Here is a 14,629-nt window from a genome sequence, read left to right as displayed (position 1 = left end):
ATCCAGTCTTGAAGATCGCCCTTGTCGGGTGCGGCGCCGTCACGCAGGCGGTGTACGCGCCGCTGCTGTCGCGCCGTCGCGACCTGTTCGAGGTGACGGCCGTCTGCGACCTGTCGCGGACGCTCGCCGACGCCGCCGGTGACCGGCTGGGCGCGCCCGGCCGGTACACCTCCCTGGACGCGATGCTGGAGGCGGGCGGCTTCGAGGCCGTGCTCGTGCTCGCCTCCGGCTCCCACGGCGACACCGTGCGCCGGGCGCTCGCGGCGGGTCACGCGGTGCTCTGCGAGAAGCCGCTGGCGCTGACCCGCGCCGAGGTGGCCGAGTTGCCGGAGGGCCGGCTCATGGTCGGCTACATGAAGCAGTACGACCCGGCCGTGCGCCGGGCCGGGAAGCTGCTGGCCGAGCTGGGCGGGCCGGACGCCATCAGGTCCGTCGAGGTGACCGTGCTGCACCCCAGCGGGGAGTCGCAGCTCGCCTTCGCCAACCTCACCCAGGCCCGCGACGTGCCCGCCGACCTGCTCGCCACGCTGCGCGCCCGCGAGGAGGCGCTCGTGTCGCGGGCGCTCGGCGAGGAGGCGCCCGCGCCGGTCCGCGACCTGTACGCGATCGCGCTCGGCTCCGTCTGCCACGACCTGTCGCTGCTGCGCGGCTTCACCGGCTCGCCCGCGGAGATCGGGCACGTCGAGACGTGGGGGGACGCGCCCGGATCCGTGGAGATCTCCGGGCGGCTCCCGGCCGCCGGGCGGTTCTCCATCCGGTGGCACTACCTGGAGGACTATCCCGCGTACCGGGAGACCGTGGTCATCCACCACGACGCCGGCTCGCTGGAGCTGGTCTTCCCGTCGCCCTACCTGATGAACGCGCCCACCGTTCTCACCGTGGTGTCCGGCGGCGAGAGCCGCGCCGAGTGGCGCGAGGTGACCGAGGCGTTCGAGGTCCAGCTGGCCGCCTTCCACGCCTTCGTCACCGACGGCACGCCGCCGCTCACCGACCGGGCCGGCGCGCTGGAGGACATCGTCACCGCCCAGCGCATCGCGGCCCGCTACGCCGTACAGCATGACCTGCCGATCGGAGGGGAAGCAGCGTGACCGCAGAGTTCGCCGGGGAGATCGTCGTCGTCCCGCACACCCACTGGGACCGGGAGTGGTACGAGCCGTTCCAGCGTTTCCGGCTGCGGCTGGTCGCGCTGATGGACGAGGTGCTCGACACCATGGAGCGCGAGCCCGGCTACCACTTCACCCTCGACGGGCAGCTCGCCTGCGTGGACGACTACCTGGAGGTGCGGCCGGAGAACCGCGACCGGGTGGCCGCCCTGGTCGAGTCCGGCCGGCTCGCGGTCGGGCCGTGGCAGATCCTGCTCGACGAGTTCCTCTGCTCGGGCGAGAACATCGTGCGCAACCTGGAGCTGGGCATGGCCAGGGCCGACAAGCTCGGCGGCGCCATGCCGGTCGGCTACCTGCCCGACATGTTCGGCCACACCGCGCAGATGCCGCAGATCCTGAGGCGGGCCGGGCTTCCCTACGCCTGCGTGTACCGGGGCGTGCCGTCGTCGGTGACCACCGACGCGTTCGCCTGGGTCGCCCCCGACGGCACCGCGATCCGCACCCAGTACCTGCCCGCGGGCGGCTACGGCAACGGCGCCCACCTGTTCGAGGACCCCGATCGGCTGGTCGAGCGCGGCGCCGCCTTCGTCGGGACCATGCGCCGCTGGCACGGGCCCGACGGGCCGCTGCTGGCCATGTACGGCACCGACCACTCGGCCCCGGTGCGCGGCCTGCCCGAGATGGTGGCCGGGCTCGGCGCCCGCATGGACACCCTGTCCGGCTACGTCACCGCGCACCCGGCCGACGTGGAAGGGCTGCCCCGGGTGGCGGGTGAGCTGCGCTCGCACGCGCGGGCCAACATCCTGCCCGGCGTCATCTCCGTGCGGGCGCACGTGAAGCAGGCCATGGGCCGCGCTGAGCGGATGGTCGAACGGTACGCCGAGCCGCTGGCCGCGCTCTGGGGCGCGGAGTGGCCCGGCCGGTTCCTCGACATGGCCTGGTGGCGGCTGGTCGACGCCAGCGGCCACGACTCGGTGACCGGCTGCGGCGTCGACGAGACCGCCCAGCAGGTGGCCGCCCGCATCGCCGAGGCCGAGCACCTCGGCCAGGCCGTGCGCGACATGGTCACCGCCCGGCTGTCCGCGTCCGTGCCGTCCGGCGGCATGCTCGTCGTCAACCCCACGCCCGCCGCCCGGCGCGGCGTGGTGCTGCTCGACCTGGCGGGCGAGGACCCGGTCGTCGACCCGGCCGGCGCCAGGGTGCCGATCCAGCCGCTGGAGTACGCGCCGACGCTGCTGCTCGACGAGGAGATGGACCCCGTCACGGCGCTCACCTTCGTGCACGGCACCGAGCTGTACGGGCAGCAGATCACCGGCTGGTCCGCCGAGGACGGCGTGCTGACGTTCACCGTCGCCCGCGAGTCGCGGCTGCCGTTCGACGTCGACCAGGTGCGCGGCGCGCTCGCCGGGATCACCCGGGTACGCATCCTCGCCGAGCCGCGCCGCACCGTGGCCGCGCTCGTCGAGGCGCCGCCCCTGGGCCACACGAGCGTGCGGCCGGAGCGCGGCGGCGGCCACGCCAGCGACCTGCCCGCGTCGACCCTGCCGGTCGGGGCCGACGAGCGGGTGCTCGACAACGGGCTGCTCCGCGTCGAGGTGGACCGTGACGGCACCCTGACCCTGACCGGCGCCGGCGGCGTCACGCTCAGCGGCGCCGGGCGCATCGTCGACGGCGGCGACGTGGGCGACAGCTACAACTACGCCCCTCCGGCCGAGGACCGGTTCGTCTTCGAGCCGGAGTCGGTGCACGTGGAGATGGTGTGCGCCGGTCCGCTGGTGGCCGCGTACGACGTGTGGCGCACCTACCGGTGGCCCGCCGCCGGCGACGGGATCGAGGGCACGCCGGAGATCCCCGCACGGTCCCGCACCGAGGCGACCGAGGAGATCGCCGTCCGCACCCGCGTCGAGCTGCGCGCGGGCGAGCCGTTCGTCCGGCTCAGCGTCGACTTCGACAACCGGTGCGCCGACCACCGGGTGCGGCTGCACGTGCCGCTGCCCGAGCGGGCCGCCGAGTCGCACGCGGAAGGCCAGTTCGCGGTCGTCACCCGCGGCCTCAGAGCCGAGGCCGGCTGCGGCGAGGAGCCGCTGCCCACCTACCCGGCCTCCTCGTGGGTGGCCGCCGGGGGAGTGGCGGCGCTGCTGGAGCACGTCACCGAGTACGAACTGGTGGAGGACGGCGGGGAGCTGGCGCTCACGCTGCTGCGCTCCGTCGGCTACCTGTCACGCAACCGGCACGCGCTCCGGCCCGAGCCCGCGGGCCCCCAGCTGCCGACCCCGGCGGCGCAGTCACGGGGGCTGCGGTCGGTGAGCCTCGCGCTCATGCCCTACAGCGGGACGTGGTCGGCGGTGCCCGGCGCGGCCGAGGTGTTCAGGCACGACCTGCTGACCGTGGCCGGATCGGGCGACCCGTCCCTGCCGCTGCCCGCTCCCGCCGCGGGGTTGTCGGTCACGGGCGACGGCGTGGTCATGACCTCGCTGCGGGCCCGTGAGGAGTGGAAGGAGCTCCGCGTGGTGGCCCTGTCGGACGACCCCGCGGAGGCTCTGGTCACGGGTGACTTCACCCGCGCCCGCCGTGCCGACCTGCGTGGCCGTCCGGGTGACGAGCTCGAGGTCACGGACGGCACGCTCCGCCTTCCGCTGGGCGCCTGGGAGATCGCCACCGTGCAACTGTCCTAGGACCGGTCGTCCCGGTCGGTCAGGCCGAGCTGGCCGGCGGCCTGGAGGGCCAGCCAGACCTCGGTGAAGGCGGTCGTCGAGGTGAGGTCGCGCCCCGTCAGCGACGCGAAGCGGCGCAGCCGGTACGCCAGCGTGTTGGGGTGGATGTGCAGGAGCGCCGCCGTGTCCTCGGCCCGGCGGTCGTGCTCCATCCAGGTGCGGACCGTGGCCAGGAGCTGCGAGCCGTGCGCGGCGTCGTACGCGATCACCTCGCCCAGGACGTGGTCCACCAGGGCGGCCAGGGTGGCGGCGTCGTCCGGCAGCCAGCGCCCGGTCGGGTCCCTGCCGTAGACGACCAGCGGCTGCCCGGACTCGGCCGCCCGGGTGGCCGCCCACTCGGCCTCGCGCCGAGCCACCCTGGTGGACGCGCCGGGCGGGAACGGCCGGCTCATGCCCGCCCGGACGGCCGGCAGGCCGGTGACCGGCCCGGCCAGTGCGGGCGGGCCGAGCACGTACAGGTCGTCGCCCCGCCGCAGCATGAGGTGCGGGTGGTCGGCCAGCGCCCGCCGCAGGCCGACGTCATCGGCGCCGCGCACCACGACGAGCACCGCGTCGGTGTCGGTGGGCAGCCCCAGCCGGGCCAGGCGGCGGCGCGCGGTGGCCGGGTCGAGCAGGTCCTGCAGCAGCTCCGACAGCGTCTCGGCGCCCTCGCGGCGCAGCGTCTCCCGCTCGTGCCTGGCCATGGCCACCTGGAGCGCGGCCACGGTGGCGATGTGCTGGACCACGGCCAGCCCGGCCGGCCGGGCGCCCTCGCGCTCGAACGCCACCAGGAACCCCGCGGGCCCGCCGGGCGCCGGCACCGGCAGCACGAAACCGCCGGGGACGGTCGGCGGCGCCTCCGGCTCCGACGGCAGCACGTCCAGCGACGGCGGCACCGGCACGCCGGGCAGCAGCGGGCGCCCCTGCGGCGTGCACAGGAACACCTGGTAGCCGGAGAGCCGCTCCAGCCGCTTGAACAGCGTCGCCGTGTCGAGATCCTCGGACGCCAGCCAGCGCAGCGCCCCGAACACCTGGAGCTGCGCGCCCAGCCGGTGGCGGGCGTCCTCCTGCACCGCCGCGGCCACCTCCTGGGCGACGGCGATGAACGGCACCGCCAGCGGCACCTCCAGCACCGGCATGCCGCGCCGCTCCGCCGCCTCGAAGAACGCCCGGTGCAGCGGCGGCACGTGCAGCTGCGCCGACAGGGCCAGCGCCGACACGCCCGCGTCGTCCAGCCGCTCCAGGTATGCCCGCTGATCGGCGGCGGAACGGGGCACGCCGATGCCGGTCGTCATGATCACCTCGGCGCCGAGCAGCCACGGCGTCGGGTCGGCCAGCTCGCTCACGTGCGCCCACGACACCGACCGGCCGAGCCCCGCCTCGCCCGCGAGCAGCCGCAGCTGCAGGGCGGGGGAGCGCAACAGGTCGAGCACCGTCACCTTGTGGTCCGCCACAACACCCACTGTAGGACTTCGTGACGCGGCCAATTGCCGCAGGTCAGAAGCGTGACATTGACTGTGCCCATGAATAAAGGCCCCGTCGACTCAGCCAGGGTCCCGCGTTTCGCCGGGCCCGCCACCTTCGCCCGGCTGCCTCGCCTCGACGAGGTCGGACGCGCGGACGTGGCGGTCGTGGGCGTGCCGTTCGACAGCGGCGTCTCGTACCGGCCTGGAGCGAGGTTCGGCCCCGCCGCGGTCCGCGAGGCGTCGCGGCTGCTGCGGCCCTACCACCCCGCGCTGGACGTCTCCCCGTTCGAACGCGTCCAGGTGGTGGACGCGGGAGACATCGTCGCCAACCCGTACCACATCGAGGAGGCGATCGAGAGCGTCGAGGCGGGGGCCGCCGCGCTGGACGCCCGGCTGGTGACGATCGGCGGCGACCACACGATCGCGCTGCCGCTGCTCCGCGACGCCGCCCGGCGCCACGGGCCGGTCGCTCTGCTGCACTTCGACGCCCACCTGGACACCTGGGACACCTACTTCGGCGCCGAGTACACGCACGGCACCCCGTTCCGGCGGGCCGTCGAGGAGGGGCTGCTCGACACCGAGGCGCTCAGCCACGTCGGCATCCGCGGCCCCCTGTACGGCAAGAAGGACCTCGACGAGGACCGGCGCCTCGGCTTCGGCATCGTCACCGCGGCCGACGTGCTGCGGCGCGGCGTCGACGAGGTGGTCGACGCGCTGCGCCAGCGCATCGGCGACCGCCCCCTGTACGTGTCGGTCGACATCGACGTGCTCGACCCGGCACACGCCCCCGGCACCGGCACCCCGGAGGCGGGCGGGCTCACCAGCCGCGAACTGCTGGAGATCCTGCGCGGCCTGGCCGGAGGGAACCTCATCGGCGCCGACGTGGTCGAGGTGGCGCCCGCCTACGACCACGCCGAGATCACCTCGGTGGCCGCCTCCCACGTCGCCTACGACCTCGTCAGCCTGCTGGCCCTCCAGGAGTACAAGTGAGCACCCCCATCACCGAGATCGAGACCCGCGGTGTCGACCGCATCCCCGACGCCGAACGCACCGCCCGCCCGCTGGACCTGTTCAGGGTCTCCTTCGGCGGCGCGAACACGTTCGCCACCTGCGTGCTCGGCGCCTTCCCCATCCTGTTCGGCCTGTCGTTCTGGCAGGGGTTCGCCGCGACCGTGCTCGGCCTGCTCGTCGGCGCGTTCATCCTGGCGCCGCTGTCGCTGTTCGGGCCGCTCAACGGCACCAACAACGCCGTCTCCTCCTCCGCCCATCTGGGCGTGCACGGCCGGATCGTCGGCTCGTTCCTGTCACTGCTGACGGCGATCGCGTTCTTCTCGATCTCCGTGTGGTCCTCGGGCGACGCGCTCGTGGGCGGCGCGCACCGGCTCGTCGGCCTGCCGCAGAACGACTTCATGTACGGGATCGCGTACGCGATCTTCGCGGGCCTGGTGCTCGTGGTGTGCGTGTACGGGTTCCGGTTCATGCTGTTCGTCAACAAGATCGCGGTCGTGGCGGCGTCGGCGCTGTTCGTGCTCGGCGTGTTCGCGTTCGCCGGCGACTTCGACCCGTCGTACGCGGGCATGCTGGCGCCCGGGGACCCGCTGTTCTGGCCGTCGTTCATCGGCGCGGCGCTGATCGTGCTGTCGAACCCGGTCTCGTTCGGCGCCTTCCTCGGCGACTGGTCGCGCTACATCCCGGCGGACACGCCGCGGCGGCGGGTGATGGCGGCCGCCTTCCTGGCGCAGGCGTCCACCATCCTGCCGTTCTTCTTCGGCCTGGCCACCGCGTCGATCATCGCCGCCAAGGCCGCCGAGTACATGGACCCGGCCGCGCCCAACTACGTCGGCGGCCTGCTGGCCATCGCGCCGACGTGGTACTTCGTGCCCGTCTGCCTGATCGCGCTGATCGGCGGCATGTCCACCGGCACCACCTCGATGTACGGCACGGGGCTGGACTTCGCCAGCGTGTTCGCCCGCTTCTCGCGGGTGCGGGCGACGCTGTTCATCGGCTCGCTGTCGATCGTGTTCGTCTTCGTCGGCCGCTTCGCGGCCAACCTCACGCAGAGCATCTCCACGTTCGCCACGCTGATCATCACGTGCACGGCGCCGTGGATGGTGATCATGATGCTCGGGTACGTGACGCGCCGCGGCTGGTACGACCCCGAGGCGCTGCAGGTGTTCACCCGGCGGCAGCGCGGCGGGCGCTACTGGTTCGACCACGGCTGGAACTGGCGCGGCATCACCGCCTGGCTCGCCTCGGCGCTGCTGGCGCTGGCCTTCGTCAACCTGCCCGGCCAGTTCGTCGGGCCGCTCGGCGACCTGGCCGGCGGGGTGGACGTGTCGCTGCCGCTGGGCCTGGGCACGGCCGCGGTGCTCTACCTGGCGCTGCTGTGGGCCTTCCCCGAGCCGCGCGAGGTGTACGGTCCGCTCGGCCCGCGCTGGGTGCGCGCGGCCGACACGCCCGTGCCGCCGATCGTGCCCATCGCCGCCCCGGCGCCCGAGCCCCAGAGGCTCACCGGCGTGTGAGGATGGCCGTCATGGAGCTGGTCGACCTGTCGGTGCCGATCGTCACCGGGATGCCCGTCTACCCGGGCGACCCCGAGGTGACGATCGAGCCGGCGCTCATCGCAGGCCGCGACGGGGTCAACGTCCTGGCCGTGCACCTGGGCTCGCAGTCCGGTACCCACGTGGACGCGCCGTTCCACCTGGACGACACCCTGCCGGACCTGGACGAGCTTCCTCTGGAGAGGTTCGTGGGGCCCGCCGTGACGGTCGACGCCCGGGGGCTCGCCCCGGGCGCGGCGATCGGGCCCGGCCTCTTCAGGGGGGAGCTGGGCCGGATCGTGCTCGTCGCCACCGGGTGGTCGGCCCACTGGGGGACTCCCGCGTACCTCGACCATCCGCACCTGACCGAGGAGGCGGCGCGGCTGCTCGTGGAGCGGGGCGTGCGGACCGTGGGGATCGACGCGCTGAGCGTCGATCCCACCCCGGCGGAGGACTTTCCCGCGCACCGGGTGCTGTGCGGGGCGCACGCGGTGATCGCCGAGAACCTCACCGGGCTCGCCCGGCTGCTGGACGCGCAGGCGGCCGGACGGGCCGTCGAGGTGTCGATGCTGCCGATCCGGCTCGCGGGCGCCGACGGGGCGCCGGTCAGGGCCGTGGCCCGGCTATCGGGTGCCCCATGAGTAGGTCTGCTTGCGCAGTTTCAGATAGACGAACGACTCCGTGGCCCGCACCGCCGGTATGGCACGGATCTTGCTGAGGATCTCCAGCAGGTGACGGTCGCCCTCGCACACCACCTCGACGATGACGTCGAAGGAGCCGGCGGTGAGCACCACGTAGTCGATCTCCTCTATCGCCGCCAGCTCGTCGGCCACGGACTCCAGGTCGCCCTCGCACGTGACGCCGATCATGGCCTGGCGCGGGAAGCCGAGCGTGAGCGGGTCGGTCACCGCGACGATCTGCATGACGCCCGCGTCCTGCAGGCGCTGGACGCGCTGGCGGACCGCCGCCTCCGACAGGCCGACGGCCTTGCCGATCGCGGCGTACGGTTTGCGCCCGTCGGACTGGAGCTGCTCGATGATCTGTTTGGACAGCTCGTCCAGCACGACCGGTCCGGATGCCGCGTCCTTGCTGCGGCGTACGCGCGGCGGCGTCGTCATGTCGAGGGATCCTCCAAGCGGTCCGGCATGTTACGGGGGCGTTCCCGCCGGGTTGCCGTCCTGGTGCGACATGCTTTCAGTTCTCGGCGGTCTGTCAAGCGAATTCGTAGCAATTTGATATCTTCACCACGAAATCCCTTGTTCAGATGCGGTTACTCTGTAAGAGTCGCGGCATCTCGCCCACCTGCGACATCAGTAAGCCATCTCACCAGGAGGTCATCCCTTGACCGTCCGTCTCCAGAACTTCGTCAACGGTGAGTTCGTGGACGCCAAGAGCGGCCGATTCTCCGACGTCATCGATCCTTGCACCGGCGAGGCCTACCTCCAGGCCCCGATCTCCGGCCCCGAGGACGTGGACGCCGCCTACGCGGCGGCCGCCGCCGCGTTCGAGTCGTGGGGCGCCACCACGCCGGGAGAGCGGTCGAACCTGCTGCTCAAGGTCGCCGACGCCATCGAGGCGCGGGCCGACGAGATCAACGAGGCGGAGTGCCGCAACACCGGCAAGCCGCGCGCCCGCATGGCCGAGGACGAGACGCCGGTGGCGGCCGACCACTTCCGCTTCTTCGCCGGCGCCGCCCGCACGCTCGAGGGTCCGACGGCCGGGGAGTTCCTCGCCGACCACACCAGCGTCATCAGGCACGAGCCGATCGGCGTGATCGGCCAGGTCACGCCGTGGAACTACCCGGTGATGATGGCGGTGTGGAAGATCGCCCCCGCGCTCGCGGCCGGCAACACCGTGGTGCTCAAGCCGTCCGACACCACCCCGGTCGCCACGCTCAAGCTCGCCGAGATCGTCGGCAGCGTGCTCCCGCCCGGCGTCTTCAACGTCATCACCGGCGACCGCGAGACCGGCGCCACCGTGGTGAGCCACCCGACCGCCGCGATGGTGGCGATCACCGGGTCGGTCGGCGCGGGCATGTCGGTGGCCAGGAGCGCCGCCGACGACCTGAAGCGGGTCCACCTGGAGCTCGGCGGCAAGGCCCCTGTCGTGATCTTCGAGGACGTGAAGGACCTGCGCAAGGCGGCCGAGGACATCGCCGTGGCCGGCTTCTACAACGCGGGCCAGGACTGCACCGCCGCCTGCCGGGTGCTCGTCCACGAGAGCGTGCACGACGAGTTCGTGGCCGCGCTGGCCGAGGCCGCCGCCGCCACGGTGACCGGCGACCTGTCCAACGAGGACGCGCTGTACGGCCCCCTCAACAACGAGACCCAGCTCGCCCGGGTGCAGGGCTTCATCGACCGCGTCCCCGCGCACGCCAAGGTGCTCACCGGCGGGCAGCGGGTCGGCGACCGGGGCTACTTCTTCGCCCCCACCGTCGTCGACGGCCTCAAGCAGGACGACGAGATGGTGCAGAACGAGGTGTTCGGCCCGGTCATCACCGTCCAGACGTTCACCGACGAGGCCGACGCGCTGGCCAAGGCCAACGACGTCAGGTACGGCCTCAGCAGCTCCGTGTGGACCTCCGACCACGGCCGCGCGATGCGGATGTCGAACAAGCTCGACTTCGGCGTGGTCTGGGTCAACACCCACATCCCGTTCGTCTCGGAGATGCCGCACGGCGGCTTCAAGCACTCCGGGTACGGCAAGGACCTGTCGGTGTTCGGCCTGCATGACTACACCAGGGTCAAGCACGTCATGCACTTCATCGGCGAATAGCCCGAAAAATCACGGTAAAGCACGCACAAAGGGAATCCCCCCGACATGGCCGATCAGAGTCCGATCGACACTCCAACTGACCGTGCGATCGAGCTGGAGGACGTCCTCAAGGAGTACGTCTCGCATGGCGAGGTCGTCCAGGCGGTCAAAGGCGTGACGCTGGACATCGCCGAGGGGGAGTTCTTCTCCCTCCTCGGCCCGTCCGGTTGCGGCAAGACCACCACCATGCGCATGATCGCCGGGTTCGAGGAGCCGTCGAAGGGCGTGATCCGGCTGCACGGCCGGGACGTCACCGACGTCCCGCCGAACAAGCGCGACGTGAACATGGTCTTCCAGTCCTATGCCCTGTTCCCGCACATGAGCGTGTGGGACAACGTGGCCTTCGGGCTGAAGCAGAAGAAGACGTCGCGCGAGGAGATCAAGCGGCGGGTCGGCGAGATGCTGGAGATCGTCGACCTGACCGGCCGCGAGAAGCGCCGCCCGCGCGAGATGTCCGGCGGCCAGCAGCAGCGCGTCGCGCTGGCCCGCGCGCTGGTCAACCGGCCGCGCGCGCTCCTGCTCGACGAGCCGCTCGGCGCGCTCGACCTCAAGCTCAGGCAGGCCATGCAGCTGGAGCTCAAGCGCATCCAGCGCGAGGTCGGCATCACGTTCGTGTACGTGACGCACGACCAGAACGAGGCGCTGACCATGAGCGACAGGATCGCCGTCATGAAGGACGGGCTAATCGAGCAGCTCGCCGGGCCGCGCGAGATCTACGAGCGGCCGGCGACCACCTTCGTGGCCGGCTTCATCGGCACCTCCAACCTGCTGACGGGCACCGCCACCGGCGGCGTGCTGAAGGTCGGCGAGGGCCGGGTGCTGGTGCCCGGCAAGGAGGGCGAGGTGTCGGTGACCGTACGGCCCGAGAAGATCACCCTCGCCAAGCAGGAGCCCTCGGGTGACGTGAGCGCCCTGCCCGGAACCGTCTCCGAGGTCGTCTACCTCGGGACCTACAACAGCTACGCCGTGCGGATCGCCGACGGGGACGAGATCACGGTGTTCGAGCAGAACGCGCACGACGCGACGGTCACGGCGGAGCGGGGCGACTCCGTCTGGCTGTCGTGGCAGGCGCAGCACTCATATGTGATGGGAAGTTGATAGCACGTCATGAACCGCCTGCATTCCCCCGCCCTGTACCGGGGCATGACCCAGCCCCGCACCCGCCGTGACGTCTTCCGGCTGGCCGGCCTGTCCGCCGCCGGGCTGGCCCTGGCCGCCTGTGGCGTCCAGGGGCAGAAGGCCGCTCCGCCGAAGGCCGACGCCGTCGCCGACTACTGGGCGAGCCAGAAGAAGAACGGCAAGGTCGTCTTCGCCAACTGGCCCGAGTACATGCCCGAGGACCACGGCCCGCTGAAGAAGTTCCAGCAGGAAACCGGGATCTCCTACGAGTACAAGGAGGTCATCAACGAGAACACGGAGTTCTTCGGCAAGGCCGACCCCGTGCTCCGCGCCGGCCAGCCGCTCGGCTACGACATCGTCGTCATGACCAACGGCATCCAGCTCCAGCACATGTTCGAGCTGGGCTACGCGGTCACGCTGGACCAGTCGAAGATGACGAACTTCCAGGCCAACGCCGCCGAGGCGTACAAGAACCGCGCCTACGACCCGGGCAACAAGTACACGATGCCGTTCGCCTCCGGGTTCACCGGGATCGCGTACAACACCAAGTACGTCAAGGACGACATCACGAGCATCCAGGCGATGTTCGACGCCAAGTACGAGGGCCGGGTCGGCATGATGGCCGACGCCCAGGAGATCGCCAACTTCGGCATGATCGCCCTCGGCGTCGACCCGGAGAAGTCGACCGAGGACGACTGGAAGAAGGCCGGGGAGAAGCTCCAGGCGCAGCGTGACGCCGGGATCGTGCGCAAGTACTACAACCAGGACTACATCGACGCCCTGTCACGCGGTGACATCTGGGTGTCGATGGCCTGGTCCGGCGACGTCTTCCAGCGGCAGCTCGCGGGCGAGCCGGTCAAGTTCGTGATCCCCGAAGAGGGCGGCACGATCTGGACCGACAACATGCTCATCCCGAAGGGCGCGGCCAACCCGGTCGACGCCATGATGCTGATGGACTTCCTCTACAAGCCGGAGATCGCCGCCGAGCTGGACGAGTTCATCCAGTTCGTCACCCCGGTGCCGGCCGTCCAGGAGCTGCTGCGCGAGAAGGCCGCGAGCGCGTCGGGCGACGACAAGAAGGCCCTGCTCGACATGGCCGAGAGCCCGCTGATGTTCCCGACCGAGGCCGACTACGCCAAGCTCCACAGCTACACGCCGCTCACCACGGCCCAGGAGCAGGTGTTCAACCCGATCTTCCAGTCCGTCACCCAGGCGTAGGCCATGAGGCGTCTCACCCCCTACCTGCTCGCGCTGCCGAGCTGGATGTGGCTGGCGATCTTCCTGGTGGTGCCGCTGGCGGCGATGGCGTCGGTGTCGCTGCAGACCGGGAACGTGATCGACGGCTTCGTCATGACGTTCAGCTTCGGCAACTACGGCGACGCCCTCGGCACCTACAGCACCCAGCTGGTCCGCTCGCTGGGCTACGGCGCGACGGCGACGGCGGCCATGCTGGTGATCGGCTATCCGGTCGCCTACTGGATCGCCTTCAAGGGCGGCAGCCGCAAGTCGGTCTACCTGTTCCTGCTGCTGCTGCCGTTCTTCGTGTCGTTCGTGCTGCGGACGATCTCGTGGGGCTTCCTGCTGGCCGACGACGGCATCGTGCTCGGCACGCTGAAGAGCTGGGGGGTGCTGTCCGCCGACTTCCACGTGCTGGCCACCTCGTTCGCGGTGATCGCGGGCCTGACGTACAACTGGCTGCCGTTCATGATCCTGCCGATCTACGTGTCGCTGGAGCGGGTGGACCCGCGCCTGGTGGAGGCCGCGCAGGACCTGTACGCGACACGCGGCACCGCCTTTCGCAAGGTGGTGCTGCCGCTGTCGCTGCCGGGCGTGTTCGCCGGGGTGCTGATGACGTTCGTGCCGGCCACGGCCGACCCGGTCAACGCCCAGGTGCTCGGCGGCACGGGCACCACCATGATCGGCAACATCATCCAGACCGAGTATCTGGTCAACAACGACTACCCGACGGCCTCGGCGCTGTCGTTCACGCTGATGGCGGTGCTGCTCGTGGGCATCTTCGTGTACGCCAGGGTGCTCGGCACCGAGAACGTCCTAGAGGCGGCGGCCCGATGAGGGGGGTGCGCGGGAGGTTCGGCGACCGGCTGCTGCACGCCTACACCTGGCTGATCATCCTGTGGCTGGTCGCGCCGATCGCCGTCATGATCGCGTTCGGCTTCAACGACAAGCAGAGCAAGTCGAACGCGACCTGGCAGGGCTTCACGCTCAAGTGGTACGGGGAGCTCTTCGCGATCCCCGACCTGAGCGACGCGCTGGTCAACTCGCTGCTCATCGCGGTGGCCAGCACGATCGTCACCGTGGTCATCGGCACCATGCTCGGGCTGGCCCTGGGCCGCCACCGGTTCCGCGGCCAGGGCACGACGAACTTCCTGGTGTTCGCCGCGATCTCCACGCCCGAGCTGGTCATGGGCGCCTCGCTGCTGTCGCTGTTCGTCTCGGCGAACGTGCCGAGGAACCAGATAACGATCACCATCGCGCACGTGCTGTTCTCGCTGGCGTTCGTGACCGTGACCGTGCGGGCCCGGGTGGTGAGCCTCGACCCGTCGCTCGAAGAGGCGGCCAAGGACCTCGGGGCGGGGCCGTGGGCCACGTTCCGGCAGGTCACGCTGCCGTCCATCATGCCCGGCGTGCTGGCCGGGGCGATGCTGGCCTTCGCACTGTCCATCGACGACTATGTGGTGACGAGCTTCGTCAACGGCTCCGAGCTCACCTTCCCGCTGTGGATCATCGCCTCGGTGAAGACGGGCATCCCGCCGCAGGTGAACGTCATGGGTACGCTGATCTTCGGCGTGGGCGTACTGATCGCGATCGTCAACGCGGTCGCGGCCCGGCGCCGTACCTGAAAGACCTCAGCCCCCCGCGGACCGCGCGGGGGG

At 71.3% G+C, this 14,629-nt stretch carries 12 protein-coding genes; 10 read left to right on the top strand and 2 right to left on the bottom strand.

Going from position 1 to position 14,629, the window contains the following annotated elements:
* Positions 1–8: 8 nt before the first annotated feature.
* Together FR742_RS28250 and FR742_RS28245 are read left to right on the top strand one after the other, a co-directional pair.
* Positions 9–1,088 carry a Gfo/Idh/MocA family protein gene (locus FR742_RS28250; protein ID WP_148033747.1) on the top strand — a complete coding sequence of 360 codons (1,080 nt, stop codon included), beginning with the start codon at positions 9–11 and terminating at the stop codon, positions 1,086–1,088.
* Entirely contained in the window at positions 1,085–3,778 is a 2,694-nt protein-coding gene (locus FR742_RS28245) for a glycoside hydrolase family 38 C-terminal domain-containing protein (protein WP_148033746.1), read from the top strand. Before FR742_RS28250 ends, FR742_RS28245 begins: the two co-directional genes overlap by 4 nt.
* Here FR742_RS28245 and FR742_RS28240 read toward each other — a convergent pair.
* Positions 3,775–5,250: a PucR family transcriptional regulator gene (locus FR742_RS28240; RefSeq protein WP_148033745.1), complete on the bottom strand. Its 1,476-nt coding sequence runs from the start codon at positions 5,248–5,250 to the stop codon at positions 3,775–3,777. The genes FR742_RS28245 and FR742_RS28240 overlap by 4 nt on opposite strands.
* A 69-nt stretch (positions 5,251–5,319) precedes the next feature.
* On the opposite strand from FR742_RS28240, the gene speB reads away from it, so the two are divergent.
* The 3 genes from speB to FR742_RS28225 are packed head-to-tail and all read left to right on the top strand — an operon-like array spanning position 5,320 to position 8,443.
* Positions 5,320–6,252 carry an agmatinase gene (gene speB / locus FR742_RS28235; protein ID WP_187281339.1) on the top strand — a complete coding sequence of 311 codons (933 nt, stop codon included), beginning with the start codon at positions 5,320–5,322 and terminating at the stop codon, positions 6,250–6,252.
* Positions 6,249–7,784, top strand: coding sequence for a cytosine permease (locus tag FR742_RS28230; protein WP_148033744.1), 1,536 nt, complete (start codon positions 6,249–6,251; stop codon positions 7,782–7,784). Before speB ends, FR742_RS28230 begins: the two co-directional genes overlap by 4 nt.
* An 11-nt stretch (positions 7,785–7,795) precedes the next feature.
* Complete coding sequence (locus FR742_RS28225; RefSeq protein ID WP_148033743.1) at positions 7,796–8,443, top strand: cyclase family protein; 648 nt, start codon at positions 7,796–7,798, stop codon at positions 8,441–8,443.
* Here the strand turns inward: FR742_RS28225 and FR742_RS28220 are convergent.
* Positions 8,426–8,920 carry an Lrp/AsnC family transcriptional regulator gene (locus FR742_RS28220; protein ID WP_148033742.1) on the bottom strand — a complete coding sequence of 165 codons (495 nt, stop codon included), beginning with the start codon at positions 8,918–8,920 and terminating at the stop codon, positions 8,426–8,428. The two genes, FR742_RS28225 and FR742_RS28220, sit on opposite strands and share 18 nt — an antisense overlap.
* Positions 8,921–9,143: 223 nt before the next feature.
* Between FR742_RS28220 and FR742_RS28215 the strand changes: the two genes are divergently transcribed.
* From FR742_RS28215 to FR742_RS28195, 5 genes are read left to right on the top strand one after another with little or no spacing between them, the layout of a single operon-like run.
* Positions 9,144–10,577, top strand: a complete 1,434-nt coding sequence (locus tag FR742_RS28215; protein ID WP_148033741.1) for a gamma-aminobutyraldehyde dehydrogenase — start codon at positions 9,144–9,146, stop codon at positions 10,575–10,577.
* A 45-nt stretch (positions 10,578–10,622) separates the two neighbouring features.
* Positions 10,623–11,714 carry an ABC transporter ATP-binding protein gene (locus FR742_RS28210; RefSeq protein ID WP_148033740.1) on the top strand — a complete coding sequence of 364 codons (1,092 nt, stop codon included), beginning with the start codon at positions 10,623–10,625 and terminating at the stop codon, positions 11,712–11,714.
* Positions 11,715–11,723: 9 nt separating this feature from the next.
* Positions 11,724–12,953, top strand: coding sequence for a PotD/PotF family extracellular solute-binding protein (locus FR742_RS28205; protein ID WP_148033739.1), 1,230 nt, complete (start codon positions 11,724–11,726; stop codon positions 12,951–12,953).
* A 3-nt stretch (positions 12,954–12,956) separates the two neighbouring features.
* Complete coding sequence (locus FR742_RS28200; protein ID WP_148033738.1) at positions 12,957–13,808, top strand: ABC transporter permease; 852 nt, start codon at positions 12,957–12,959, stop codon at positions 13,806–13,808.
* Positions 13,805–14,596 carry an ABC transporter permease gene (locus FR742_RS28195; protein ID WP_148033737.1) on the top strand — a complete coding sequence of 264 codons (792 nt, stop codon included), beginning with the start codon at positions 13,805–13,807 and terminating at the stop codon, positions 14,594–14,596. The genes FR742_RS28200 and FR742_RS28195 overlap by 4 nt, the downstream gene beginning before the upstream one ends.
* The last annotated feature ends 33 nt before the right edge of the window (positions 14,597–14,629 follow it).

It is taken from the genome of Nonomuraea sp. C10, from assembly GCF_008017515.1.
Lineage (GTDB): Bacteria > Actinomycetota > Actinomycetes > Streptosporangiales > Streptosporangiaceae > Nonomuraea > Nonomuraea ferruginea.
The sequence above is the reverse complement of the archived record's forward strand: the minus strand, read 5'-3'. Positions and strand labels throughout refer to the sequence as shown.